This window comes from Polynucleobacter hirudinilacicola (genome assembly GCF_002192535.1).
In the GTDB taxonomy this organism is placed as follows: Bacteria; Pseudomonadota; Gammaproteobacteria; order Burkholderiales; family Burkholderiaceae; genus Polynucleobacter; species Polynucleobacter hirudinilacicola.
This window is the reverse complement of record NZ_NAIA01000001.1, coordinates 147,063-171,516: the sequence shown is the minus strand read 5'-3', so window position 1 is coordinate 171,516 and position 24,454 is coordinate 147,063. Positions and strand designations below refer to the sequence as shown.

Sequence of the window (24,454 nt, the reverse complement as noted above, 5' to 3'; positions counted from 1 at the left end):
TTGCCATACTGCAAGTGTAGTGGTGTTTATCTCATTAGGGCTTAGATAGATACTTCAAGCCCATCCGAATGCCGTCAGAAACCGAGGTATCAGGAGGGATTTGTTTGAGGGCCAAGAGAGCCTCCTTTTCTGAGTAGCCTAAAGCTAAGAGTGCTTGCAATACTTCGCTGCTAGCTTCTATTGCTTGCGGTTGGCCGGCGGTAATTCCCAAGTCTGGAGCCAGCTTTCCTTTGAGCTCTAGACAAAGGCGCTCAGCAGTTTTCTTACCAATGCCAGGTACTTGGGTTAAGCGCCCGGCTTCTTGCAAGGCAATCGCCTGCGCTAATTCGTTGACACTCATACCAGATAAAACGGCTAATGCGGTTCTCGACCCAACACCGCTGATCTTAATGAGCTGTCTAAATGCCTCGCGCTCAGTTTCGGTGGCAAAACCAAAAAGCTGCTGCGCATCCTCGCGTACTTGGAAGTGTGTGAGAAGGGTAATCTTTTGACCGGCTTGAGGTAACTGATACAAAGTGCTCATTGGTACATCGACCTCATAGCCGATGCCTTGGCAATCTACCAAGAGCCGGGGAGGGTGAACTGAAACGAGGGTTCCTTGAATGCGACCAATCATATAAAGATCTTAACCTGTAATGTGCTTAGACATTTTTATTTACTACGTTTTTTAGGAGCCAGAGCGGCAGTAATTGCTTGCGGAATTTGTGCATGATGAGCGGCGCAGATAGCAACCCCTAAAGCATCTGAGGCATCTGGTCCTGGGGCGCGACTTAATCTGAGTAAACGCTTCACCATTTCTTGTACTTGAGGCTTAGCAGCACGACCCGTGCCCACAATAGCTTGTTTTACTCTGAGGGCGCTGTATTCAGCAACGGGAAGTTTTTCAGAGACTAATGCAGCGATGACTGCGCCCCTAGCCTGACCAAGCATGAGTGTCGAGCGTGGATTGACGTTTAGAAAGACTTCTTCAATCGCAGCAGACTCTGGACGGTATGTCTCCAGAACTTCTTTAACACCGGCATAGAGAGCGCCTAAACGTTCTGGCAGACCTTTGGCTGGATCGCCACTTTCGATTGTTCCCGAAGCAACGTAAGTGAGTTTTTGGCCATCAACATCGATAACACCGAAGCCGGTGGTACGTAAACCTGGGTCGATTCCAATCCAACGCATAGGTACTCGAATTATTTTTAGCTTAATGACGGAAGTGACGTGTGCCAGTAAAGATCATGGCGATACCATGCTCATTGGCTGCTGCAATAATCTCATCATCACGCATACTGCCTCCCGGCTGAATTGCGCAACTTGCACCACCGTTCACAACAACATCAAGTCCATCACGAAACGGGAAGAAAGCATCACTCGCTACTGCTGAGCCCTTCAGGCTCAAGCCTGCATTTTCAGCTTTAATACTTGCCATCCGCGCAGAGTCCACGCGACTCATTTGGCCCGCTCCAATTCCGAGAGTCATGCCATTGGCACAGTACACAATCGCATTGGATTTAACAAATTTGGCAACGCGCCAAGCAAACATCATGTCATTCATCTCGCTTGGAGTCGGCTGTCTTTGGCTTACAACGCGCATTTCGCTTTGCAGAACATTCTTAGAATCAGGTGATTGCACTAGCAATCCACCACCAACACGCTTGAAATCAAAATTATTAAATGCACTACCCAAAGGAATCTCTAGGAGACGCACATTTTGTTTGATGGAAAAAATCGCTTTTGCTTCGTCGCTAAAACTAGGGGCAATCAGCACTTCCACAAATTGCTTAGAGATAACTTGGGCTGCGGCACCATCGCATGGAACGTTGAAAGCAATAATTCCACCAAAGGCTGAGCTCGGATCAGTTTTGAAAGCTTTTTCGTAGGCCTCTAATGCCGTTGCGCCAACAGCTACACCACATGGGTTGGCATGCTTGATGATGACGCAGGCAGCAGCGCCACCAGCATTGCCTGTAAAGCTCTTAACGCATTCCCAAGCGGAGTCCGCATCAGCAATATTGTTATAAGACAGCTCTTTACCTTGCAATTGTTTGTAGTTGGCAAGTGCACCATCTACAGGGTAAATATCTTTATAAAAGGCAGCTGATTGATGTGGGTTCTCACCGTAGCGCATCTCTTGAACTTTTTCAAAAGCAAGGTGCAAAGTTTCTGGATAAGAGGATCTAGCTTTATGATCTAAGTCATCACCTAATGCAGAAAGATAGTTAGCAATTGCACCGTCATACTGTGCAGTATGTGCAAATACTTTCTTAGCGAGAGCTAAGTTGGTCTTATAAGAAACTACATTCTGATTGGCTTTCAATTCGGCTAGGACAGGTGCGTAATCTTCAGGAGAAATGAGTACGGTGACATCCTGATGATTTTTAGCTGCGGCACGCAACATAGCTGGCCCGCCAATATCAATATTCTCAACTGCATCTTCAAATGAACACGATTCTTTGGCAACAGTTTCATTGAAGGGGTAAAGGTTGATGACCAGCATATCGATGGTGTCGATACCATGCTCTTTAAGGGCTGCCATATGCTCAGGGAAGTCTCTGCGTGCCAATAGGCCGCCATGCACCATGGGGTGAAGAGTTTTGACGCGCCCATCCAGCATTTCTGGAAACTTCGTTAAAGAAGAAACCTCTACTACCGGTAGATTATTTTCAGCTAAAAGCTTGGCTGTTCCGCCAGTCGAAATCAGTTTGATGCCCTGCTCATGAAGAGCTTTAGCAAAAGGCACGATGCCATTTTTATCAGAGACGGAAAGGAGGGCTGTACGGATCATATTTTCGGAAGGGTCTTATTGGTAAATGGTGTATCGATGACTTACTTATTTCAGTATTTGATGCTCGACCAATTTTTTATGCAGAGTATTGCGATTGATCCCAAGATATTGGGCTGCAAGTGATTGGTTTTGTTTGGCATGCTGCATGACGAGCTCTAGCACTGGTTTCTCAACTACGGCCAATACCATTTGATAGATATCAGAGGGAGGTGTGCCTTTGAGATCATTTAAATAACTTTGTAACTGGGTTTCAATACACTCGGTAATAGGATGTTTATTGGTCATAATTTATATAAATGCTAAAAACGTAAAGAACTAAGGTACAACTAAGCTGCTTCTAAAAAAAGTAAACGGTCTGAATGGGATTTCATCTCATCAAAATAATCATTCACCATTTGTAATTGAGTTTTGCAATCATCGGCAGTATTCATGCGCTGACGAAATGCATGTGAATCACGTAAACCTTTGCAATACCAGCCAATATGTTTGCGGGCGGTACGTAGGCCAATATGCTCACCATAAAACTCGTAATGATCAAGGAGGTGGGCGTTCATAATCGCTTGAATCTCGATAATTTCTGGGGTTGGTAGCTTGCCACCAGTCTCAAGGTAATGATTGATTTCACGGAATATCCATGGACGACCTTGGGCGGCGCGTCCAATCATGATGGCATCAGCGCCTGTGATCTTCAAAACAGCTTCTGCCTTTTCTGGGCTACTGATATCACCATTAGCAACCACCGGAATGCGCACATGATTTTTTACGGCGGTAATTGTTTCGTATTCTGCTTCACCGTGATACAGATCTGCTCTAGTGCGCCCGTGAACGGTAAGCATCGAGATACCAGATCGTTCTGCAAGGCGTGCAATCTCAATGGCATTTTTATGTTCGCGATCCCAGCCCGTCCGAATTTTTAATGTCACTGGTACTGCATTGGGGCCAACACCAACTGCATTAACAACGGCTTCCAGAATTTGCTGTACTAGCGGTTCATCTCGCAATAGGGCTGAACCTGCGGCCACATTGCAAACCTTTTTGGCGGGGCAGCCCATATTGATGTCGATAATTTGTGCGCCGTGATCCACATTTATTTTTGCAGCAGCAGCCATCATTGCTGGATCTGCGCCGGCAATTTGTACGGCGATGGGTTTGAATTCTCCAACGTGATTAGCGCGACGTTGGGTCTTTTCGCTTTTCCAAAGCAAGGCATTGGAGGCCACCATTTCGGATACGGCATATCCTGCACCCAATTTCTTACAAAGCTGTCTGAATGGGCGGTCAGTCACCCCAGCCATAGGGGCCACAAATAGTCTATTTGCGAGGAGGTGGGGACCGATCTTCATCTATTGGGCTTAGTGTGGGAAGTGTCTTGCGGAAAGCATGACACTTTAGCACAAAGAGACCTAAATCTGCCTAATTTTTAGGCAGATTCTTTGAATCTAGTTAAACGAAGAATGCTTAGATTCTGAGAGCTTTTTAAGCCCTTTAGCGCCTGCCAAACATCATCTGGCGAGCTAGAGCTGTTTTGACTGGTGGAAGCCACTGCAGGGCGGATAAAGCTAATCCACGAGCTATCACGACTGGGGCAAGATTAGAAGTAAATACTCGAGCCATGAAGTCTGTCAGGCCAATAGTGGTTGTTCTGTCTACTTTGCGACTTTGCGCATAGCTTTCTAATGCATGTTGAATATCTCCCGGGGTTTGGTTTTCTGCTGCCCCTGAAAATACCCCGACTAATTTTTCAGCAAGTAAAAAGGCATCACGTAATCCTAAATTTAATCCTTGTCCTGCAACTGGGTGCAAAGTTTGTGCGGCGTTACCAATCCAAACTTCATTGTCTTTAGTAATTTCTTTGCGGTAGTTCAGTCCTAACTCATACAAGCGACGATCTTGAATTTTTAGAAAGCGGCCGATACGTGAACCAAATTCTTTTTGTAGTGACTCCAGAAAATCAGTGTCACTTAATTGCAGGCGTTGCTGCGATGACTCTGGCGATCCACACCAAACTAGATTCAAAATATGAGGACCATAATGACTTGGAAGCACTGCTAATGGACCTTCCGAGGTAAAGCGTTCCCAAGCCTGATAGGGTGCTGCGTTTTCTACTTCAACTAATCCCACCAGGGCTGACTGACCATAGTCTCGACCAGACTCAACCCAATCCTGCGTTTTAAATAAGCCACCTTCTGCGTGCACTATGCATTTGGCATTGGTGCTGACAGGGTTGTCTTCTTTACCAATGTGTAGCCATTTGAAATGAGTGCTCTTGTCTTGAATGCTTCTTAAAGTTTGGCGCAGTGTCATGTGAATATCGCGATAGCGAATGATGTGGCCTAAAGCTTCTTGATTGAGTTCTTCGCGTGTCATCAGGGCACGACCAAATCGACCCGCCTGTGAAACGTGCACGCGATGAATATCAGCGCATTCAGTGGGCCAGGCATGAATCGTGTCGAGTAGAAGCTTGCTGCCATGAGACAGGGCAATACCCCCTCTATGCACACTCAAACCGTTCCGTAGGTGATGATCTATCGATAAGGCCTTCATAACACCACGGTTGGCTAAGGCCTCTACAAATGGATAGGTGGCGTTGGTTAATGCAAAAGTGGAGGTTCTTGCAACTGCACCAGGCATATTGGCAACGCAATAGTGCAATACATCATCTACTAAGAAAGTGGGGTCAGCATGTGTAGTAGGTCTAGAAGTTTCAAAGCAACCTCCCTGATCAATTGCCACATCCACCACTACCGAGCCTGGCTTCATTTTTTTCACCATCTCATGCGTAACCAACTTTGGCGCTGCGCCACCGGGCAGCAGCACTGCACCAATCACAACATCTGCCTCACAAACTTCTTGCTCTATTAGTAAGTTATCGGAATAAAAGGTTCTTACGCGATTGCCGTAATGCATATCAATCTGACGTAAGCGATCTATGTCACGATCAAAGATGCAAATATCAGCGCCCATACCGACAGCCATTTGCAAAGCATTACGCCCCACTACCCCGCAACCCAAAATCACGATCTTCGCTGGAGATACACCCGGCACACCTGCCATCAGGACGCCCAGGCCGCCATGCGTTTTTTCTAAATGAGAGGCCGCAGCCTGAATCGACATGCGACCAGCGACTTCGCTCATCGGCGCCAATAGTGGTAGAGCCCCATTCACAGCGGTTACTGTTTCATAGGCAATACAAGTGGCGCCAGAATCTAGCAAAGCCTTGGTCTGCTTTGGATCTGGCGCTAAATGCAAATAAGTAAACAGAATCTGATCTTCGCGGAGCATTGCACACTCTTGTGCTTGAGGCTCCTTGACCTTCACAATCATCTCGGCCTTATGAAACACTTCTGCCGCACTATCAATCAGCGAAGCTCCAGCAATTCGATAAGACTCATCTGTGAGACCAATCTGCTCGCCCGCACCCCGCTGAACCAAAACGGTATGTCCTTGTTTACATAGCCCACTGACATTTCCCGGAGTTAATCCAACTCGGAACTCATTATTTTTAACTTCTTGCGGTACACCAATAATCATTGTTATCTCCCCTTATTTAAATTCACGATTACTTTTTGTTTTATGGTGTAAGCCAACGATATAAAACATCGCTAGATACACCGCTAATAGACACGGCCCTAATAACAAAGCAATCCGTGCATCCTCATGAAAACCCATCAGCGTCACTACCAAGAAAATGAATGCCAGAGCAAACCATGAGGAATACGGATACCAAGGAGTGCGATACGCAAGTTCAGCGATCTGGGCCTTAGTTAATGAGCGGCGGAATTGGAGTTGCGTAAATAAGATTGCAATCCAGACCATCAAACCAACAAAGGTCACTGCAGCCATGATGTATTGGAATGCCTTATCAGGCACAAAGTAGTTCAAGACAACGCCTGTCATACAGACCGCAACGGTGACGATCACTGCTCGATGAGGAACGCCGTACTTTGATAGCTTTGCAAACGGGGCAGGTGCGTAACCATTGCTCGATAGCGAGTACAAGAGTCGGCCACCACTGAAGATCCCGGCATTGCATGATGACAGCGCAGCAGTAATGACAACAAAGTTGATCAAGCCAGCAGCTTCCCGCAGACCAATACGCTCAAACATCACCACAAAGGGGCTGCCCTGCTGACCTACTTCGTTCCAAGGGAAAATCGCCAGAATGACCAAAATGGCTCCCATGTAGAAAATCAAGATGCGCCACGCCAGTGAGTCAATTGCCATGGGGATTGTTTTGCGTGGGTTCTCTGCCTCACCAGCAGATAAGCCAATCATCTCAATACCAACATAGGCGAATAGGACCATCTGTAGTGAGAGCAACATTCCGCTAATACCATTCGGGAAGAAGCCACCGTGTTGCCACAGATTACTCAAACCAATCGGCTGCCAATCATTGGTAAAACCAAATAAGATCACTGATCCACCGAGAGCAATCATGGCAATAATTGCTACTACCTTAATTAAGGCAAACCAGAATTCAAATTCGCCAAATACTTTGACAGCGATGAGATTGATTAAGCCCATCATCACAATCGAAGATAGTGCCCAAACCCACTGTGGCGTTTCTGGGAACCAAATGCCCATGTAAATACCCACCGCAGTGACCTCAGCAATGCCAACCACAACCCAATACGTCCAATAGCCCCAGCCGACCATATAGCCTGCCAATGGGCCCACATAGTTGTTGGCATAAGCTGCAAAGGATCCCGCGACAGGCTCATGCACCGCCATTTCACCAAGTGCGCGTAATACGATAAAGGCAACGATTCCTGCTAGTAAATAGCCCAAGAGAATCGATGGCCCAGCAATTTTGATTGCACTTGCTGATCCTAGAAATAAACCAACGCCAATCGTTGACCCTAATGCCATCAAGCGAATGTGTCTTACTTTGAGATGGCGTTTTAAGCCAGTGTGTTCAGTCTGCAAAAGAGACCTCCTTTCGATTTGTCATTGGCTGATTTACCAACGAAGCAAAGTCTAGGGAGTGCTTGGCAGATGTACTAGGGGATAAAAATACCTAAAGTGATTAAAGATATAAAAAGGAAACTGCTTAAATAAGAAATGTCTTTTAAATCAACACTAATGAAAGTCAGAAATAATTTCTGATTGCAAAAGAATCAGTAATTTCCTACAGGGAATCCCCCTAAGGAATTAGCACAAATAAAGTTGTAGTTAAGCTTGGGCGGCTATAAGATTCAAAATCTCAGCAGCAGCAGCCAAGCCGCAGGCTGCTGTCACCATCACGGTAGAACCATAGCCCGAGCACGCTAAGCCACCATTCGCAGCGCCAGCCCTAGGCTCATGCGAGTAAATCGCACGAATCCCAATTTTTTTCTTTAGGTTTCTGGAGAAGCCGTGATCTTGTCTGAGTCCTTGTCTTACTTTTGCTAATAAGGCATCTTGCTCGGTTCGAGAGAGATCATCACTACGCACCGAGGTTGGATCAGTCTTACCGCCGGCAGCTCCACACATGACTAATGCACGATTATTTTTATTTGCCCATACCGATAAAGCAATTTTGGTTTGCACTGAATCCGTAGCATCTAATACCAATGCATCATTTGGTATGAGTACATCTAAATTTTCTGGAGTTAAAAATTCATCGCAAGGAGATAATGTGATCTCTGGATTAATTTGCAAAATACGCTGCGTCATCGCCTCGACTTTGGCCTTGCCGTACTGACCTTCGAGAGCATGTAATTGGCGGTTGGTATTACTCTCCGCAATGTGATCAAAGTCAACCAAGACAAGATGCCCAATTCCGGTTCGAGCTAATGCCTCAGCCGCCCAGGAGCCAACCCCACCCAGACCAGCCACCACCACCGTAGCATTCCGAAAACGCTCACGCAGCTCTGGGCCATAGAGTCTAGAGACTCCGCCAAAACGACGATCTTCGGTACTTTCTTCTATCTTGTCTTCTGCCATAGCTTCTTTATACTGAAAAAATGGACTCCATTGCTCAACTTCGCAAAAACTATACCTTTGGCCAGCTTTCGGAAACTGACGTTCCGGGTAATCCAATTCCGCTTTTTCAACTTTGGTTTGACCAAGCTGTAAGAGCGGAGTGCCCTGAACCCAATTCCATGACTTTAGCTACAGCCGATAAAGCTGGTAATCCATCAGCTCGTATTGTCTTACTAAAAGGTGCGGACGAAAACGGTTTCACCTTTTTTACTAACTATGAGAGCCAAAAAGGTAAAGAATTAGCGATCCGACCTCAAGCCGCACTCCTTTTTCATTGGCATGAACTAGAGCGTCAAGTGCGAATTCAAGGTGTCGTTGAGCGAGTGAGCGCTGCAGAAAGTGATGAATACTTCCACTCTCGCCCCGCAGCATCACGGATAGGGGCTTGGGCTTCTCCACAAAGTTCAGCCATTCCAAATCGTGAGTTTTTAGAAGAAGCTGAGAAACGCTTCACCGCAGAGTTTGGAGATGCCCCACCACGGCCCGGGCATTGGGGCGGGTATCGCTTACGACCAACTGAAATTGAATTCTGGCAAGGCCGCCCTTCTAGATTGCACGATCGCATTCATTACAAGCTAAATGGATCAACTTGGCAGGTAAACCGCCTAGCTCCTTAGGAGTAATGCGGTGCTATTAGTGCTTTAAATTTCGCTCTGAACTTTGCTAATTTAGGCGCAACCACTGCCATGCAATAGCCTTGATTAGGGTGTTGCACGAAGTAATTCTGGTGATAGTCCTCAGCAGGGAAAATCGTAGGTGCCACATCAATTTGCGTCACTACTGCCCTAGAGTAAATTTTAGAATCGTCAAGCTCTTTAACTACCTCGTGCGCAATGTTGGATTGCTCATCGCTGTGCGTAAAGATGACCGATCGATATTGAGTGCCATGATCGTTACCCTGGTAGTTCAATGTCGTGGGATCATGAATCACAAAGAAGATCTCCAATAGATCTCGAAAGGAAATGACTTGGGGATCAAAGAGGATGTCCACAATTTCTGCGTGCCCTGTAACGCCAGTGCAAATCGCTTCATATGTGGGATTAGGTCTCGCACCTCCAGCATATCCAGAAACGACTGATTTAACCCCAGAAACTTGCTGATAAACAGCCTCAAGGCACCAAAAACAGCCGCCGCCCAAGGTCGCACGCTCTAAAGTGGTTTGGTTTTTATCAAGGGTTTCGTTCATGGCTTTATCCTAATGCCTTATTTCAATATCTGCCAACTATTAAAAACTATGAATCGCTTCACCATTCAACTTGATGAAATTAAAGCAGCCTATGCTGCTGAGCCAAATCCCAGCCTTGAGGTCAGATTGGAGCGTATTGGCCGAATCGAGAAAATGATTGAAGCCAATGAAGAAAAGATCTGCAAAGTGCTGACGGCAGACTTTGGAGTTCGCCACCCTATTGAAACGCGTCTTGCTGAATTTCAGATGGTGTATCAGGCCTGCAAGTACACCCGCAAACATCTCAAAGAATGGATGAAGCCTGTGCAAATGGAGATTCCCTCCTATATGGGCTCCACGGAAGCATGGATTCAAAGCCAATCGATTGGGGTTGTCGGGATCATGAGCCCCTGGAATTACCCCATTCAATTGGCCCTAGTTCCTGCCATTACTGCACTTGCTGCTGGAAATCGGGTTTGGCTCAAACCCTCTGATCGTAGCTCTCGCACCTCCGGATTTTTAGCGGGATTGATTCAAGAATATTTTCACCCCAGTGAATTTTGCGTTAGCACTGGTGGCGTTGACGTAGCAGAACAATTCGCTGCGCTAGCATTTGACCATCTCCTGTTTACCGGCTCTGAAGCCATTGGCAAAAAGGTAATGCGTGCTGCTGCCGAAAATCTCACTCCGGTGACCTTAGAGCTCGGTGGCAAAACGCCAGCCATCATTGATCCAAGCGCCAAACTTCAAGATGCAGCCGCCGCTATTATTTATGGCAAGCTACTCAACAGCGGTCAAACTTGTATTGCCCCTGATTACATTCTGATTGAGCAAAGTAATCAAACAGCATTTATTGAAGCGCTACAGACTGAAGCCCAAACTCAATTTAGTAATCCTGAAGAGCTCACAGGCCCTATTGATGATGATCAGTTGCAACACTGGCAACACTTAGTCAGTGATGCGCTAGATCGTGGTGCGAAAGCCATTCCACTACTCAAAAATCCAGCCGCTGGAGCTAGAAGGTTCGAGCCTGTTCTACTGACTAATTTACCGCCTCAAGCTCGCGTTCTGCACGAAGAAATTTTTGGCCCAATTCTGCCAATAGTAACTATTGCAGACACTGCTGCAGCCATTACTTATGTTAACAACAGACCGCACCCTTTAGCCCTCTACTGGTTTGGCAAAGACAAGAAGAATATGCAGCGCGTTCTAGATGAAACTCGCTCTGGTGGCGTAACAATTAATGACACCTTATTGCACGCCGCTGTAGAGTCTTTACCATTTGGTGGAATTGGTGCTAGCGGCATGGGTTCCTATAACGGTAAAACGGGCTTTGACACTTTCAGCCATGCAAAACCCATTTTGGAAGTACGTGGCTTCTTGGGTAGCAATCTTCTCAAGGGCACTCAACCTGCTCGACCACCCTATGGAAAGAAGGCTGAGCGCCTCTTAAAGCATCTTAAGTAATCAAGCAATTACTAGGCGTAGAGCAAATCCAATAAATAACAGCCCCGCCAACACCCAGAGGCTAGCGCCCCAGCGCGGATGGCTCTCAAAAAACCTTGAGAAGAATTGGCCTATGCAAATTAAAGCCGCCAGATAGGTCATGCTCATCAGCTGCAAAACAGTTGCTAGATATAAAAAGGTATATGTAGGATTATCAAAATCGGGACTAATGAACTGTGAAAAAAAAGCAATGAAGAAAAAAATTGCCTTAGGATTGGTCAGTGACAAAAGAAGTGCCGCTATTAATGGATGCAATTGCATAAGACGCGCTTGGATTTCATAAACTTCTGAAGGTCTGCCTAATACCCAGCGCTGTTGGCCACTCCGCAGCAAGCCAATCCCCATCCAGGCTAGATAGGCCGCACCCAGAGCTCGGATGATCGCAAAAAGTACTGGTGATGACATTAGCAATGAACTAGCACCTAAAGCAACTGCAAGCATCAAAACTAAATCACCGATAAAAATACCCAGCGCTGCCCAAGCCCCAGAGTTCCATCCTCTTTGCGTTGCAGTAGTTAAGACATAAAGTGAGTTGGGGCCCGGCAATAAAATAATGAAAAGGGTGCCCAGTAAATAGCTCGTGAAATCAACAATTCCTGCATTTGAAGGGTTGAAGAGGTCTAAAGAGAAAAATTCCATCTCTCCATCATAATTAATTCGGGAAAACCCTTGTAATCACCCCCTCAAACTGTCATAATAAGAGGCTTTTTTAAGCAATTTGATTCATCGCCCCCCAGCTATATTTCAGCGTACCGTTTAGAAGTCATAAACACCGAAGTTCATAAAACGCGCTGCCGCCTGTCTGATGGTCGATGCCTTTGACCATCGCATCCCATAAAACCATGGATGCAACATACGGAGACATCCCTTTGAGGGGATGTGTAATAGCATGACTTTTTCTAAAGAAACTAAACACGAGTCGAAAGACTCAAAAAGCGCTGGAAATGAATTCCAGAATTTCGCCCTAGCGGCGTCACTCCTAAAAAACGTTGCTGAACTAGGTTTTACCCAAGCCACTTCCGTGCAAGCTCAGGTTATTCCTGCTGCTTTAGCTGGTGGTGACTTATTGGTCAGCAGCCAAACTGGTAGCGGTAAAACCGCAGCCTTTTTATTACCTTTGATTAATCAGCTCATCGAAGATAACCCGAACAATTCGCCTGTACCAGGTCGCGCACAACCTAAAGTATTGGTGCTCTGCCCTACTCGCGAATTAGCTCAACAGGTTACTGCTGATGCAGTGAACTTAGTTCGTGGCATGAAGGGAATTCGCATTGCAACCGTCATGGGCGGTATGCCTTACGGTAAACAAATCCAAGCTCTGAAAGGTGCCTTGTTAGTTGTTGCAACCCCAGGTCGTTTACTCGACTTGTGCGATAGCAAAGCAATTCGCTTAGATGATGTAAAGCAACTTGTCATTGATGAAGCTGATCGCATGCTTGACATGGGATTTGCTGACGATCTCGAGGCAATTGATAAGCGTTGTGCGGGTCGCAAGCAAACTTTGATGTTCTCTGCAACCTTTGCGCCAAAGATTATGTCGTTAGCAAATGCATTGACTACAGATGCTAAGCGGATTGAACTTGCTCATGCAGGCGAAAAGCACGCCAACATCGAACAGAAGCTGCATTGGGCCGACAGCATGTCACATAAACATAAATTACTTGAGCATATTTTGGCTGATGCCAGCTTGGATCAAGCAGTTGTGTTCGCAAGTACCCAAGTTGAAAGCGAAAAAATCGCTGACACATTGCGTGCCAATGGCTACGAAGCAACTGCCCTACACGGTGCAATGCCTCAAGCTGTGCGTATGCGTCGCCTAGAGTCTTTACGTAAAGGTCATACCAAGATTTTGGTAGCAACTGATGTAGCAGCTCGCGGTATTGATGTGCCACGTATTAGTCACGTGATTAACTTTGGCTTGCCAATGAAACCAGAAGATTACACACACCGCATTGGTCGTACTGGTCGTGCTGGTCGCAATGGCGTAGCAATCACCTTGGTTGAACATCGTGATCGCGCGAAGATTCGCAATATCGAGCGTTTTACACAGCAAGATATCGTGGCTTCAGTCATCGCTGGTCTTGAGCCACAAGCCAAGCCAAGCTTTGGTGGAGGCGGTGGTCGTCCCGGCGGCCGCTCTGGTGGTGGTCGTTCTGGTGGTGGCGGTGGTGGTCGTTATGGCTCAGGCGCTCGCTCTGAATCGCGTTTTGGTGGTGGCTCTGGCGGTGGTAATCGCTCAGGTAATCATTTCGAAGCCCGTTCGAATGGCTCTGCTGACTCACGTCCTGCTCGTTCAGCTGACTCACGTCCGGCACGTCCTGCAGGCCCACGTTTTGCTAAACCAAAGTCTGGCGGTCAACGTCGGAACTTTAGCGGCAGCTAAATATGATTCACCGTAATCGTCTCCGTTCTTCATGGAATCGAGTCGGTTCCGGTGGAATTCATCGGGCGCCACGAAAGTGGCAGCCCTGGCTTAGCGATACTGGGTCACTCACCCAAAAAATTGAGAAGGCTATTGGTCAAAAACTCGAAGTTCAAGTTTTACGAGACTGCCCTCAATCACTGAATAGCGACGAAAGTCGCTATTTCCACTTCAAGATTAGACGCTGTAGAGTACGTGAAGTGCTTTTATGCGCAAACAATATTCCTTTGGTGATGGCGCATAGCGTTATTCCTACCTTGAGCTCTAGTGGCAGCAATCATGCGGTGCTGCGGCTTGGAAGCAAGCCTTTGGGAGCGGTGCTCTTTGCTAAAACACGCAAACACTCCAAAGCAAAACCGCCGCGAGATATTGCACGCTTAGATAAGAGTAGTGCCTTGTGGAAGCGGTGCTCTAAGAATTATCCTGAATTGAGTTCGCCCTTATGGGCTCGTCGCACCCTTTATAAACTCAAGGGGCATCCAATACTGGTGAATGAGATTTTCTTGCCTGCTTTACTTCACTTCTCAAAAGCTTAGATCATTAGCCAGGCTAAGCTGGCTTTAATGAGAGCCTCATCACCAGGGTCGGTAGTAAATACTTCTCCAAATCCAATCTGCTCAGCCGCATCCGCAATATTGTGGTGCGAGCATAAGGCGCTTGCACTTTGTAGACCCTGAGGAAATTGATCCTGAAGCACTTGACCTAAATAACGTACAGCTTCAGATGATGTGAGTAACCAAAGTGATTTTGAGAAATCCATTTCATGAATTGCGTGCCAAGCAGGATTATCAAGATCTAACGGTACGCGAGTATATGTAGAAATCGCCTCAACTATTGCGCCTGCTTTTACTAGGGTGTCGGCTAACCACTCACGACCACCCTCGCCTTTAAAGATAATGACCTTCTTGTGATTCCAGTCCCAGCCAAGAGCTTGCAACTCATGCCATAAACCCTCTGAATCCCATTGTTCATTATTCTGAGGAATGATGACAGGCGTGGGATTTTTTTCTTGGCCAATGCCATGATTTTGTAGTGCCAATTTGCTACTACCACCCATTACACCGACTGGAATAATCTTCTTAGAAAATTCTTGCCAATCACGTTCCAATAAACGCATCACACATTCAATAGCATTGGGGCTAACAAAGATTGCAAGATCTGTATCTGTTAAAGCGGTAGCAATGTGATCTGCCAGTTGATCATCTGTCTTAGGCACAATCGTTAGCAATGGCAATGAGACTATTTCTGGGAGGCTACGCTTAGCAAGGCCACTTTGCTCGATGCTATTCGTGAGGACCTCTATCAGCTGCCGAGCTTGTCCGCTAGGTCTAGTGACGATGATAGTTTTAGTACTCATCGCTGCCATAATTTTATTTAGTAATCTTCGGAATCAAATCCGCCGCACCTTGCGCTAGTAAATCTTGAGCCACAGCTAAGCCTAGTGCTTCTGCATCGGCAAGTGATTGCACTACTCCTTTGCCATTAGCCAGGCAAATGGCCTTGCCATCGGTACTAGCGACAAAAGAGCGGATTTGCAGTTGGTTTTGATCCCAAGTAGCGTGCGCTGCTAGGGGCACTTCACAAGAGCCTCCTAATTGACGAGAGACCATGCGCTCAGCAGATACTGCCAAGAGCGTGGGCATATCATTTAAGGGGGCTAACCAGTCTTTGATATGCGGGTGGGCACTCAAGGTCTCAATACCCAAGGCTCCTTGCCCAGCAGCCGGGGTATAGGGATCGTACGGCAAGAAGGCTCGAATACGACTCTCGAGTCCTAAACGCTTTAAACCAGCCGCCGCCAAAATAATAGCTTGGTACTCACCACGATCTAGCTTACCCATGCGGGTATCTAAATTACCGCGTAGTGGCTCAATCACTAGGTGAGGAAAACGGGCTCGTAGTACCGACTCACGGCGAAGGCTTGATGTGCCCACAATGGCACCCTTTGGCAAATCTTCCAAACTAGCATAGTCATTGGAGACAAAGGCATCCCTGGCATCTTCTCTAGCCATCACGCAAGTGAGATCAAAACCGTCTGGCATGACCATCGGGACATCTTTGAGCGAGTGGACTGCCAAATCTGCTCTGCCATCTTCTAGGGCCGTTTCGAGCTCTTTGACAAATAGCCCCTTACCGCCCACTTTAGATAAGGCCTTATCCAAAATCTGATCCCCCCGGGTGGTCATCCCCAGAATCTGGACATCACAGCCCGGATAGAGCTTTTGTAGGCAGGCTTGCAAGTGCTGGGCCTGCCACATGGCTAGGCGAGATTCGCGGGAGGCAATCACCAGGCGCTTAGGGGCCACAGGGGTAGTGCCAGAGGAGGAATTTAGGGATTGGGACATAGCATTTAAAATAATCAAAGACCTACACCAATATACTGTGTTTATGAGCTCATCTAAAAATTCCTTAGCTAACAAAGCCCAAGCTTGGTCGGCCCGTTTTGACGAACCAGTCGACCAACTTGTCCAGCGTTATACAGCTTCTATTGGCTTTGATCAACGCTTTGCCATGGTCGATATTGCCGGTTCCCTGGCTCACGCCCAAATGTTGGCGGCTCAAAAGATTATTAGCACTCAAGATTTGGCTGATATTCAAAAGGGTATGGCTCAAATTAAAAGTGAGATTGAATCTGGCCAGTTTAATTGGCAGCTAGCACTAGAAGATGTGCACCTCAATATTGAAGCACGCTTGACTGAATTGGTTGGCGATGCAGGAAAGCGTTTACATACTGGTCGTTCACGCAATGACCAAGTCGCTACCGATTTACGGTTATGGTTACGTGGCAGCGTTGATGAAATTTCCGCTACCCTCAAAACCTTACGCACCGCTCTCTTAGATTTAGCAGAGAAACATGCTGGCACCATCATGCCTGGCCATACTCATCTACAAGTTGCACAACCTATTACTTTTGGCCATCACCTCATGGCCTATTACGAAATGTTCAGTCGTGATGCCAGTCGCTTAGCTGATCTACGTGCCCGCTTTAATCGCCTGCCTTTAGGTGCAGCTGCTTTGGCCGGCACTACTTACCCGATTGATCGGGAACAAGTTGCCAAGACGCTAGGCTTTGATGGCATTTGCAATAACTCATTGGATGCAGTATCCGATCGGGACTTTGCGATTGAGTTCTGTGCCTTTGCATCCATTTTGATGATGCATGTGTCACGACTCTCTGAAGAGCTCGTGCTCTGGCTCAGCCCACGTTTTGGTTTTATTGATCTGCCAGATCGCTTCTGCACTGGTAGTTCGATCATGCCGCAGAAAAAGAATCCTGATGTTCCTGAACTAGCACGTGGCAAGACTGGTCGCGTCTACGGCGACCTCATGTCCCTATTAACACTCATGAAGAGTCAGCCGCTCGCCTACAACAAAGATAATCAAGAAGATAAAGAGCCTTTATTTGATGCGGTGGATACCGTGCAAGATACCTTACGTATTTTTGCTGATATGGTTCCACATATTGAAGTGAAAGCGGATGTCATGAAAGCTGCTGCTGAAGAAGGTTTTGCAACAGCAACTGACTTAGCCGATTACTTAGTTAAAAAAGGTCTCGCCTTCCGTGATGCGCATGAAGCCGTTGCTCATGCAGTGAAGGCCTGTGTTGGCAGAAACTGCATGCTTACTGACTTGAGCCTGTCAGAGTTACGCTTTGCTTGTGGCCTTGATAATCGCCCTGAACTCATCAGCGATGACGTCTTTGCCTTACTCACTGTTGATGGTTCTGTGCAATCACGCCAGCATGCTGGAGGCACCGCCCCTTCTCAAGTACTGGCCGCCATCAAACGGGGTCGTGCAGACCTCTAGATCGTATGGGGTTATGGTCCAAGCTATCTGCGGGTATTGATCGCGTAAACCAACTGCTGGGCAAAGCCGCCAGCATCATGATTTTGCTCTCTTGCGTAGTATCAGCTGCTAATGCCCTGCTGCGCTATGGCTTAGATATCAGCAATAACTGGCCTCTTGAGCTGCAATGGTATTTATTTAGCGCAGCAGTCATGTTGGGCGCAGCCTACACACTCAAGCGTAATGAGCATGTGCGAGTTGATTTAATTTACTTACGCCTTTCGGATCGCGGTCGTATTTGGGTGGATTTATTTGGCTTAGTTCTATTCTTAATGCCAGCTTGCATGCTGTTTACTTGGCTCTCATGGACAACCCTCTTTTATCCATCATGGTTAGTCATGGAGCATTCTTCTAATTCTGGTGGCTTAGCGCGTTACCCTATTAAATTTTTTGTGCCATTTGGTTTCTGCATGCTGAGTTTGCAGGGCCTTTCAGAAATCATCAAACGGATTGGTGCACTCAAGGGCGAAACTACTTTACCCACTGAAGACCTTCGTTACGAAAAGCCAATGCAATGATTCCATTAGAGTGGATGCCTCCCCTGATGTTTGCTGGCCTGATCGTCTTTATGCTAATTGGCTTTCCTGTGGCGTTCTCCCTGATGGCTGCCGCCTTATTCTTTTCAGTAATAGCTATCAGCGAAGGCTTTTTTGGCATGCCATTTTTGCAAGCCATCCCGCAACGTATCTTTGGTAGCGTGCTGGCGAATGATCTACTTCTAGCGATTCCATTCTTTACCTTTATGGGTGCGATTCTTGAACGCTGCGGCCTGGCTGAAGAGATGCTCGATTCTATGGGCCAACTGTTTGGCAGAGTTCGAGGTGGCTTGGGCTACTCAGTCATCATCGTAGGATTTATTCTCGGCGCTATTACTGGCACTGTAGCTGCTCAGGTCATTGCTATGGCAATGATTGCCCTCCCAGTCATGATGCGTTATGGCTATAACATGCGCTATGCCACAGGTGTTCTGGCAGCGTCTGGAACGATCACCCAATTGGTACCCCCATCCCTAGTTCTGATTGTGTTGGCAGATCAACTCAAGACTCAAAGTGGTAGCGCTGATGTTGGCAGCATGTATCTTGGCGCTTGGGGACCTTCACTACTGCAGATTGCCCTATTTGCGCTCTATACATTTTTCTTAAGTCGTATTCGTCCAGATTATTTACCAGTAGCCCCAGAGAGCGATCTCACCCTCAAGGGCTGGGTGCTCTGGAAAAAATGTCTTCTGGGAATCATTCCATCGGCAGTGCTGATCTTTTTAGTTCTGGGTACCATCATGACTGGTATTGCTACCCCAACAGAGTCTGGAGCCATGGGTGCGATGGGTGCATTACTTTTAGCTTGGCTGCGTAGAGCCAGCATTTCGAACCTCAGAGGGTTAATTCAGGAGGCTTATCAAAACACCATGCGCATTACTGCGATGGTGGTCTTTATTTTGATTGGCTCAACTTGTTTCTCTGTAGTGTTTCAGGGAGTAGATGGCGGGCAATGGGTTGAGGCGCTCTTTGCGGATTTGCCTGGTGGCTGGGTTGGTTTTTTAATTATTGTTAACCTCTTTGTCTTTTTCTTGGCATTCTTCCTAGACTTCTTTGAAATCGCATTCATCATAGTGCCAATGCTTGCCCCAGTAGCCGTGAAATTACTGTCACCTGTACTGCTGGACTCTATGAATGGCAATCCACAAGCTGCAGCTAGTGCAGCACTTGTCTGGTTTGGAGTAATGCTGTGCGTCAATATGCAAACCTCATTCATGCATCCCCCATTTGGCTTTGCTCTTTTCTATCTCAGAGGTGTAGCTCCCAAAGAAGTAAAGAGTAGCGATATCTATTGGGGTGCTTTACCTTGGGTGGGATTGCAGCTCATTATGGTTGCAGTAGTGATTGCCTTTCCTGCGCTAGTGACAACGCTACTGGAAAAACCAGCAGCCGTTATTCAAAGTCAGGACTTTAACTTTACAAATGATGATGAATCCAAATCAGAGTCACCTAGCAAAGTGGATGAAGATGCGCCGGTGACGTTTCAGCTGGATAAGCCAGTTAAATAAAAATGCCCCGCTTCTGCAGGGCATTTTTCATTCGAGCCTCAAGAAACTTTAAAGCGTAATATCGCGCTCTTGTCTGACACAATCAACGTAGTATTCACTACGTCCATCGACATCCATCTTCACTAGACCATGAATATCCGTTTCGAAGCCTGGGAACTTCTCATTGAAGTCTCTAGCGAAGTAGAGATAGTCAACGATGCGCTTGTTAAAACGCTCACCTGGAATCAAGAGTGGAATACCTGGTGGGTATGGCGTTACCAACATAGCCGTTACGCGCCCCTCTAATTGATCAAGCGGCACACGATCAACTTCCTTGTGCGCCATCTTAGCCCAAGCCTCGGAAGGCATCATGGCCGGAACCATGTCGGAGGTATACATCTCAGTAGTCATGCGGGCTACATCGCGACCCTTATAGAACTCATGGATCTGCTGGCAAATATCCTTCAAGCCGACGCGTTCATAGCGTGGGTGCTTCGCAACAAATTCAGGAAGTACTTTCCATAAAGGCGCATTCTTATCAAAGTGATCCTTAAACTGTTGCAGTTCCGTTACGAGCGTATTCCAGCGACCTTTAGTGATACCAATCGTAAACATAATGAAGAAAGAATACAGACCGCACTTCTCAACAATCACTCCATGTTCAGCAAGATACTTCGTCACAATACTTGCAGGGATACCCATTGAGCCAAAGTGACCTTCGATATCCAATCCCGGTGTGACTACTGTGGCCTTAATCGGATCCAGCATATTGAAGTCTTTAGCCAACTTACCGAAGTCATGCCAAGACGCATTGGGCTCTAAAATCCAGTCTGAACGCTCGCCAATACCCTCTTCCGCTAGGTGATCTGGGCCCCAGACCTTAAACCACCAATCAGCGCCAAACTTATCATCTACCTCACGCATCGCGCGACGGAAGTCCATTGCTTCAGCAATCGACTCTTCCACCAATGTAGTGCCACCAGGCGACTCCATCATGGCAGCAGAAACATCACAGGAAGCAATGATGGCGTACTGCGGACTAGTAGAGGTGTGCATTAGATAGGCTTCATTGAAGCAATCGCGGTCCAACTTAGTCTCTTCAGCATCTTGAACTAATACTTGCGAAGCCTGTGACAATCCAGCGAGCAACTTATGGGTCGACTGAGTCGCAAACATCAAACTCTTTTTGGTGCGCTTACGATCAGAGCCAATCGCATGCATATCCTTATAGAAAGGATGGAATGCAGCATGCGGTAACCACGCTTCATCAAAGTGCAAAGAATCGACTTTTCCATCAAGCATATCTTTGATCATCTCAACGTTGTAAACAATACCGTCATAGGTACTCTGAGTCAGCGTCATCACACGTGGTACTACGTTTTTATTCTTAATAAATGGGTTAGCGTCAATCTTCTTCTTGATGTTGGCCCACTCAAACTCTTCTTTAGGAATTGGGCCAATAATGCCAAGGTGATTGCGAGTTGGCATCAAGAAAATCGGAATCGCACCCATCATCGTGATTGAATGAATCACGGATTTATGACAATTTCGGTCTACCAGTACTACGTCTCCAGGAGCAACTGTAGAGTGCCAAACAATTTTGTTGGATGTAGATGTGCCGTTAGTAACAAAGAACAAATGGTCGGCATTAAAGATGCGAGCGGCATTGCGCTCGCTCTGTAGCACTGGTCCAGTATGGTCTAGCAGCTGACCTAGCTCTTCTACGGCGTTACAAACGTCAGCGCGTAGCATATTCTCACCAAAGAACTGATGGAACATTCGGCCAACTGGACTCTTTAAAAAGGCAACGCCACCTGAGTGACCAGGACAATGCCAAGAGTAAGAGCCCTCGGAAGCGTAATTCGTTAATGCGCGGAAGAATGGTGGCGCCAAAGAATCAAGATATACCTTTGCTTCGCGAATAATGTGACGCGCTACAAATTCTGGGGTGTCTTCATTCATATGAATGAAACCATGTAATTCACGCAAGATATCGTTGGGCATATGACGTGAGGTACGTGTCTCGCCATACAAGAAGATGGGAATGTCTTCATTACGTTTACGCACTTCAGTAATAAAGGCGCGCAAATTATTTAATGCGGGAAGGTCATGATCTTCAGAATCGGAATCAAACTCTTCATCATCAATTGAAACGATGAAAGAAGATGCACGGGAAGCTTGTTGTGCAAAAGAGGTTAAGTCACCGTAGCTTGTTAAGCCGATCACTTCCATACCTTCTTGCTCGATAGCTTCAGCTAGGTCGCGGATACCCGAACCCGAAATATTTTCGGAACGAAAGTCCTCATCAATAATGATGATTGGGAAACGAAATTTCATAAAAACTCCCCTGCTGTTCGGTCCGATGTGTTCGGAACCCACTTCTCAAAATTACTAAGATCAATCACCCGACCTCCGTCTGGCGAAACCGTGACTATATCGATAAATGTCGCATTTTGCTGGACATCTCTAGGTAAGTAAACATGGCGGGCATAAACCTGGTTTGAAAGGCTCTCATGGTAGCCAGTGAAGGTAATCAACAGGTGCCAACTACTATTGTGGGCGCTATTACCCAAATAGTCATTTAAAGCGCTTGTCTCATCAATGCTATGCATTGCCATCCAGGTCAGGGAGAAGACTGGACTCTCAGAGCGATGTAAAGGTAGCTCGACAGATCGACGATAGCGCTCCCCTTCTGAGGTCCTGCTTTCAGCAATAAGCCACAGTCGCAGCTGAGCTTCGACAATATGGGAGCTACGATCATTGGCAACTCTGAACTTTAAGGTCTTGATGCCATCATGATTGCCTACTACCGCTACCTTAGAAAAGCGCACTCCGGCAGTAGGTCTTGTAAAGCGTGCGAAGGCCAAGCCCGTTGTTAGAGCAGAATAGACGATGCCAAAAAATGCCTCGAAGGTCACAATCGCATTAGGCCAGGAACCAACAGGTGTCATGCGACCATAACCAATTGTTGCCATAGTTTGCACACTAAAGAAAAAAACATCTAGGAGTGAACCAGGTTGCGCATGAGTAATTGCGCCATCACCACAAGCAAGGTAAGCAAATGCAAATAGAAGATTGGCGCCCAAATATACCGCGATCACGAGCAGTAAAAAGCTGACCCAACTTGTACCTAAGAGCCAGTGGTAGAAATTATTTTCTGGACGCGCTACTTCAGAGCGTGTAAGAGTTGCGCGGTACTCATCTAAGTCAATGCGCGCAGGGTTACGATTGATAGGAAATTTATGCACTACCGGGAATAACTTAGGTCTTGGGCAGGGTTACGCCCCGCTGACCTTGATACTTACCACCGCGATCTTTATATGATGTACCGCAGACCTCATCGCTCTCAAAGAAGAGAACTTGCGCGCACCCCTCACCTGCATAAATCTTTGCAGGCAATGGCGTGGTGTTAGAAAATTCTAGAGTGACATACCCCTCCCACTCTGGCTCGAATGGAGTAACGTTCACAATAATGCCGCAACGGGCATATGTACTTTTACCAACGCAAACAGTTAATACACTGCGTGGAATCTTGAAATACTCGACCGTTCTGGCTAAAGCAAATGAATTTGGCGGAATGATACAAACATCACCCTTGAAATCAACAAAGGACTGTTCGTCGAAATTCTTCGGATCAACAATGGTGCTATTGATGTTCGTAAAAATCTTGAATTCATCTGCGCAACGAATGTCATAGCCATAGCTTGATGTGCCATAGCTCACAATTTTATTGCCAGCGGCGTCTTGGCGAATTTGTCCAGGCTCGAACGGGCTGATCATGCCTTGCTCGCCCATGCGGCGGATCCAGTGGTCAGATTTAATAGTCATAGACGAATTGTAAAACCTTCGCCAACCCAACCCATCATTTATCAGGGTCTGAGACCTAAAAAATTAGGTATTTTGGGTAAAAATCACGCGCTCAGGGGCGTTGTAGATCTCAAAGTGTTTTCCGGAGCAGCGAGACAGAATGGTGAGGTTAGTTTTACGAGCCAATTCTAAGCCCATCAAAGTGACTCCTGAGCGGGTTAGGAGGAAGGGGACGCCCATTTGGGCCCCTTTAATAACCATCTCTGAAGTTAGGCGGCCGGTAGTAAAAAAGATCAAATCTTTACCGGCCTTATTGGCTAGCCACATCAGACCGGAAATTGAATCAACCGCATTGTGGCGACCCACATCCTCAATAAAGTGAAGGAGTCGAACTCCATCGTCGCCCTCTCTCTCAAATACCGCACAAGCATGGACGGATCCAGACTTTTTATAGATCGAATCATGAACCCGAATTGCGTCAATCAAGGCGACAATTGCCTCTTGGGACAACTTAGGTCCATCTGGCAAGCGAATCTCTGACATCTCTTCCATCAGGCCACCAAACATCGTGCCCTGGCCGCAACCGGTAGTGACAACCCTCTTGCTGGTGAGGGCCTCAATATCAACAGTGCTACGGCGAGTCTTTACTGCTGCAGAGTCCGTCTCCCAGTCCACCTGAATACTTTCGATATCGTCTGGGGATTCCACCAAACGCTGATTGCGCAAATACCCAAGTACCAGAGCCTCAGGAGCGCTTCCCAGGGTCATCAAAGTAACAACCTCTCGCTTATCTAAATAAATGGTCAATGAGCGCTCCCCAGGGATATGGCTTAGCTTTTTCCTGCCTGCCTCATCCAATATCTCCACCTCATGTACCAAAGGTACCGAGGCACTAGACATCTGAATATTGGGTCTTACGGCCATGAAACGCTTTCTGATTCAAGTAGA

The 24,454-nt window shown here is 46.9% G+C and carries 24 protein-coding genes; 7 read left to right on the top strand and 17 right to left on the bottom strand.

Going from position 1 to position 24,454, the window contains the following annotated elements; all coding sequences use genetic code 11:
• Positions 1-34 precede the first annotated feature (34 nt).
• The 8 genes from ruvA to B6A14_RS00800 form a co-directional block, all read right to left on the bottom strand.
• Positions 35-616, bottom strand: coding sequence for a Holliday junction branch migration protein RuvA (gene ruvA / locus B6A14_RS00835; protein ID WP_087908588.1), 582 nt, complete (start codon positions 614-616; stop codon positions 35-37).
• A gap of 35 nt (positions 617-651) precedes the next feature.
• Complete coding sequence (gene ruvC, locus B6A14_RS00830; RefSeq protein ID WP_087908587.1) at positions 652-1,170, bottom strand: crossover junction endodeoxyribonuclease RuvC; 519 nt, start codon at positions 1,168-1,170, stop codon at positions 652-654.
• Positions 1,171-1,192: 22 nt separating this feature from the next.
• Complete coding sequence (gene purH / locus B6A14_RS00825; RefSeq protein ID WP_087908586.1) at positions 1,193-2,773, bottom strand: bifunctional phosphoribosylaminoimidazolecarboxamide formyltransferase/IMP cyclohydrolase; 1,581 nt, start codon at positions 2,771-2,773, stop codon at positions 1,193-1,195.
• Positions 2,774-2,818: 45 nt separating this feature from the next.
• Positions 2,819-3,058, bottom strand: a complete 240-nt coding sequence (locus B6A14_RS00820) for a helix-turn-helix domain-containing protein (RefSeq protein WP_087908585.1) — start codon at positions 3,056-3,058, stop codon at positions 2,819-2,821.
• Positions 3,059-3,099: 41 nt separating this feature from the next.
• On the bottom strand, positions 3,100-4,116 hold the full coding sequence (gene dusB / locus B6A14_RS00815) for a tRNA dihydrouridine synthase DusB (protein WP_087908584.1): 1,017 nt from the start codon (positions 4,114-4,116) through the stop codon (positions 3,100-3,102).
• A gap of 142 nt (positions 4,117-4,258) precedes the next feature.
• Positions 4,259-6,304, bottom strand: coding sequence for an alanine dehydrogenase (gene ald / locus B6A14_RS10450; protein WP_087908583.1), 2,046 nt, complete (start codon positions 6,302-6,304; stop codon positions 4,259-4,261).
• A 12-nt stretch (positions 6,305-6,316) separates the two neighbouring features.
• Complete coding sequence (locus B6A14_RS00805) at positions 6,317-7,699, bottom strand: amino acid permease (protein WP_087908582.1); 1,383 nt, start codon at positions 7,697-7,699, stop codon at positions 6,317-6,319.
• Positions 7,700-7,945: 246 nt separating this feature from the next.
• A complete protein-coding gene (locus B6A14_RS00800) occupies positions 7,946-8,698 on the bottom strand; it encodes a tRNA threonylcarbamoyladenosine dehydratase (RefSeq protein WP_087908581.1) in 753 nt (250 codons plus the stop codon).
• A gap of 20 nt (positions 8,699-8,718) precedes the next feature.
• Here B6A14_RS00800 and pdxH point away from each other — a divergent pair, with 20 nt between their 5' ends.
• Positions 8,719-9,354, top strand: coding sequence for a pyridoxamine 5'-phosphate oxidase (pdxH, locus tag B6A14_RS00795; RefSeq protein WP_087908580.1), 636 nt, complete (start codon positions 8,719-8,721; stop codon positions 9,352-9,354).
• Here the strand turns inward: pdxH and msrA are convergent.
• The gene (gene msrA / locus B6A14_RS00790) at positions 9,351-9,923 is read right to left on the bottom strand and encodes a peptide-methionine (S)-S-oxide reductase MsrA (RefSeq protein WP_087908579.1); all 573 of its coding nucleotides are present in this window, start codon (positions 9,921-9,923) and stop codon (positions 9,351-9,353) included. The two genes, pdxH and msrA, sit on opposite strands and share 4 nt — an antisense overlap.
• A gap of 48 nt (positions 9,924-9,971) precedes the next feature.
• Between msrA and B6A14_RS00785 the strand changes: the two genes are divergently transcribed.
• Entirely contained in the window at positions 9,972-11,369 is a 1,398-nt protein-coding gene (locus B6A14_RS00785) for a coniferyl aldehyde dehydrogenase (RefSeq protein ID WP_087908886.1), read from the top strand.
• On the opposite strand, the gene leuE is transcribed toward B6A14_RS00785, so the two are convergent.
• Both leuE and B6A14_RS10445 read right to left on the bottom strand, forming a co-directional pair.
• Positions 11,370-12,047, bottom strand: coding sequence for a leucine efflux protein LeuE (leuE, locus tag B6A14_RS00780; RefSeq protein WP_087908578.1), 678 nt, complete (start codon positions 12,045-12,047; stop codon positions 11,370-11,372).
• A 117-nt stretch (positions 12,048-12,164) separates the two neighbouring features.
• Positions 12,165-12,299 carry a hypothetical protein gene (locus tag B6A14_RS10445; RefSeq protein WP_269088034.1) on the bottom strand — a complete coding sequence of 45 codons (135 nt, stop codon included), beginning with the start codon at positions 12,297-12,299 and terminating at the stop codon, positions 12,165-12,167.
• Here B6A14_RS10445 and B6A14_RS00775 point away from each other — a divergent pair.
• A complete protein-coding gene (locus tag B6A14_RS00775; protein WP_087908577.1) occupies positions 12,298-13,791 on the top strand; it encodes a DEAD/DEAH box helicase in 1,494 nt (497 codons plus the stop codon). The two genes, B6A14_RS10445 and B6A14_RS00775, sit on opposite strands and share 2 nt — an antisense overlap.
• A 2-nt stretch (positions 13,792-13,793) precedes the next feature.
• A complete protein-coding gene (locus B6A14_RS00770; protein ID WP_087908576.1) occupies positions 13,794-14,366 on the top strand; it encodes a chorismate--pyruvate lyase family protein in 573 nt (190 codons plus the stop codon).
• On the opposite strand, the gene B6A14_RS00765 is transcribed toward B6A14_RS00770, so the two are convergent.
• Positions 14,363-15,187 carry a uroporphyrinogen-III synthase gene (locus tag B6A14_RS00765; protein ID WP_087908885.1) on the bottom strand — a complete coding sequence of 275 codons (825 nt, stop codon included), beginning with the start codon at positions 15,185-15,187 and terminating at the stop codon, positions 14,363-14,365. The genes B6A14_RS00770 and B6A14_RS00765 overlap by 4 nt on opposite strands.
• A 13-nt stretch (positions 15,188-15,200) precedes the next feature.
• Positions 15,201-16,175 carry a hydroxymethylbilane synthase gene (gene hemC, locus B6A14_RS00760; protein WP_087908575.1) on the bottom strand — a complete coding sequence of 325 codons (975 nt, stop codon included), beginning with the start codon at positions 16,173-16,175 and terminating at the stop codon, positions 15,201-15,203.
• 43 nt (positions 16,176-16,218) lie between these two features.
• Between hemC and argH the strand changes: the two genes are divergently transcribed.
• The 3 genes from argH to B6A14_RS00745 are packed head-to-tail and all read left to right on the top strand — an operon-like array spanning position 16,219 to position 19,720.
• Positions 16,219-17,637, top strand: a complete 1,419-nt coding sequence (gene argH / locus B6A14_RS00755; protein ID WP_087908574.1) for an argininosuccinate lyase — start codon at positions 16,219-16,221, stop codon at positions 17,635-17,637.
• Positions 17,638-17,642: 5 nt separating this feature from the next.
• Positions 17,643-18,194, top strand: coding sequence for a TRAP transporter small permease subunit (locus tag B6A14_RS00750; protein WP_087908573.1), 552 nt, complete (start codon positions 17,643-17,645; stop codon positions 18,192-18,194).
• Positions 18,191-19,720, top strand: coding sequence for a TRAP transporter large permease (locus B6A14_RS00745; RefSeq protein ID WP_087908572.1), 1,530 nt, complete (start codon positions 18,191-18,193; stop codon positions 19,718-19,720). The genes B6A14_RS00750 and B6A14_RS00745 overlap by 4 nt, the downstream gene beginning before the upstream one ends.
• 48 nt (positions 19,721-19,768) lie before the next feature.
• Here B6A14_RS00745 and B6A14_RS00740 read toward each other — a convergent pair whose 3' ends face one another.
• From B6A14_RS00740 to B6A14_RS00725, 4 genes are all read right to left on the bottom strand, one after another.
• Positions 19,769-22,036: an arginine/lysine/ornithine decarboxylase gene (locus B6A14_RS00740; RefSeq protein WP_087908571.1), complete on the bottom strand. Its 2,268-nt coding sequence runs from the start codon at positions 22,034-22,036 to the stop codon at positions 19,769-19,771.
• Positions 22,033-22,947 (bottom strand): ion channel, encoded by a 915-nt coding sequence (locus B6A14_RS00735; RefSeq protein WP_087908570.1) that lies wholly within the window; start codon positions 22,945-22,947, stop codon positions 22,033-22,035. The genes B6A14_RS00740 and B6A14_RS00735 overlap by 4 nt, the downstream gene beginning before the upstream one ends.
• A 13-nt stretch (positions 22,948-22,960) precedes the next feature.
• Complete coding sequence (gene dcd / locus B6A14_RS00730) at positions 22,961-23,527, bottom strand: dCTP deaminase (protein WP_068948880.1); 567 nt, start codon at positions 23,525-23,527, stop codon at positions 22,961-22,963.
• 63 nt (positions 23,528-23,590) lie between these two features.
• Positions 23,591-24,430: a formate dehydrogenase accessory sulfurtransferase FdhD gene (locus B6A14_RS00725; RefSeq protein ID WP_087908569.1), complete on the bottom strand. Its 840-nt coding sequence runs from the start codon at positions 24,428-24,430 to the stop codon at positions 23,591-23,593.
• Between the last annotated feature and the right edge of the window lie 24 nt (positions 24,431-24,454).

Excerpts from the sequence above, each read along its gene's own strand:
- ald (WP_087908583.1), bottom strand. The coding sequence starts at position 6,304 with ATGATTATTGGTGTACCGCAAGAAGTTAAAAATAATGAGTTCCGAGTT.
- B6A14_RS00765 (WP_087908885.1), bottom strand. The coding sequence starts at position 15,187 with ATGAGTACTAAAACTATCATCGTCACTAGACCTAGCGGACAAGCTCGG.
- pdxH (WP_087908580.1), top strand. The coding sequence starts at position 8,719 with ATGGACTCCATTGCTCAACTTCGCAAAAACTATACCTTTGGCCAGCTT.
- leuE (WP_087908578.1), bottom strand. The coding sequence starts at position 12,047 with ATGGAATTTTTCTCTTTAGACCTCTTCAACCCTTCAAATGCAGGAATT.
- dusB (WP_087908584.1), bottom strand. The coding sequence starts at position 4,116 with ATGAAGATCGGTCCCCACCTCCTCGCAAATAGACTATTTGTGGCCCCT.
- purH (WP_087908586.1), bottom strand. The coding sequence starts at position 2,773 with ATGATCCGTACAGCCCTCCTTTCCGTCTCTGATAAAAATGGCATCGTG.
- B6A14_RS00740 (WP_087908571.1), bottom strand. The coding sequence starts at position 22,036 with ATGAAATTTCGTTTCCCAATCATCATTATTGATGAGGACTTTCGTTCC.
- dcd (WP_068948880.1), bottom strand. The coding sequence starts at position 23,527 with ATGACTATTAAATCTGACCACTGGATCCGCCGCATGGGCGAGCAAGGC.
- B6A14_RS00775 (WP_087908577.1), top strand. The coding sequence starts at position 12,298 with ATGACTTTTTCTAAAGAAACTAAACACGAGTCGAAAGACTCAAAAAGC.
- ruvC (WP_087908587.1), bottom strand. The coding sequence starts at position 1,170 with ATGCGTTGGATTGGAATCGACCCAGGTTTACGTACCACCGGCTTCGGT.
- B6A14_RS00770 (WP_087908576.1), top strand. The coding sequence starts at position 13,794 with ATGATTCACCGTAATCGTCTCCGTTCTTCATGGAATCGAGTCGGTTCC.
- B6A14_RS00725 (WP_087908569.1), bottom strand. The coding sequence starts at position 24,430 with ATGGCCGTAAGACCCAATATTCAGATGTCTAGTGCCTCGGTACCTTTG.
- hemC (WP_087908575.1), bottom strand. The coding sequence starts at position 16,175 with ATGTCCCAATCCCTAAATTCCTCCTCTGGCACTACCCCTGTGGCCCCT.
- argH (WP_087908574.1), top strand. The coding sequence starts at position 16,219 with ATGAGCTCATCTAAAAATTCCTTAGCTAACAAAGCCCAAGCTTGGTCG.
- ruvA (WP_087908588.1), bottom strand. The coding sequence starts at position 616 with ATGATTGGTCGCATTCAAGGAACCCTCGTTTCAGTTCACCCTCCCCGG.
- B6A14_RS00785 (WP_087908886.1), top strand. The coding sequence starts at position 9,972 with ATGAATCGCTTCACCATTCAACTTGATGAAATTAAAGCAGCCTATGCT.
- B6A14_RS00745 (WP_087908572.1), top strand. The coding sequence starts at position 18,191 with ATGATTCCATTAGAGTGGATGCCTCCCCTGATGTTTGCTGGCCTGATC.
- B6A14_RS00820 (WP_087908585.1), bottom strand. The coding sequence starts at position 3,058 with ATGACCAATAAACATCCTATTACCGAGTGTATTGAAACCCAGTTACAA.
- B6A14_RS10445 (WP_269088034.1), bottom strand. The coding sequence starts at position 12,299 with ATGCTATTACACATCCCCTCAAAGGGATGTCTCCGTATGTTGCATCCA.
- B6A14_RS00750 (WP_087908573.1), top strand. The coding sequence starts at position 17,643 with ATGGGGTTATGGTCCAAGCTATCTGCGGGTATTGATCGCGTAAACCAA.
- B6A14_RS00800 (WP_087908581.1), bottom strand. The coding sequence starts at position 8,698 with ATGGCAGAAGACAAGATAGAAGAAAGTACCGAAGATCGTCGTTTTGGC.
- msrA (WP_087908579.1), bottom strand. The coding sequence starts at position 9,923 with ATGAACGAAACCCTTGATAAAAACCAAACCACTTTAGAGCGTGCGACC.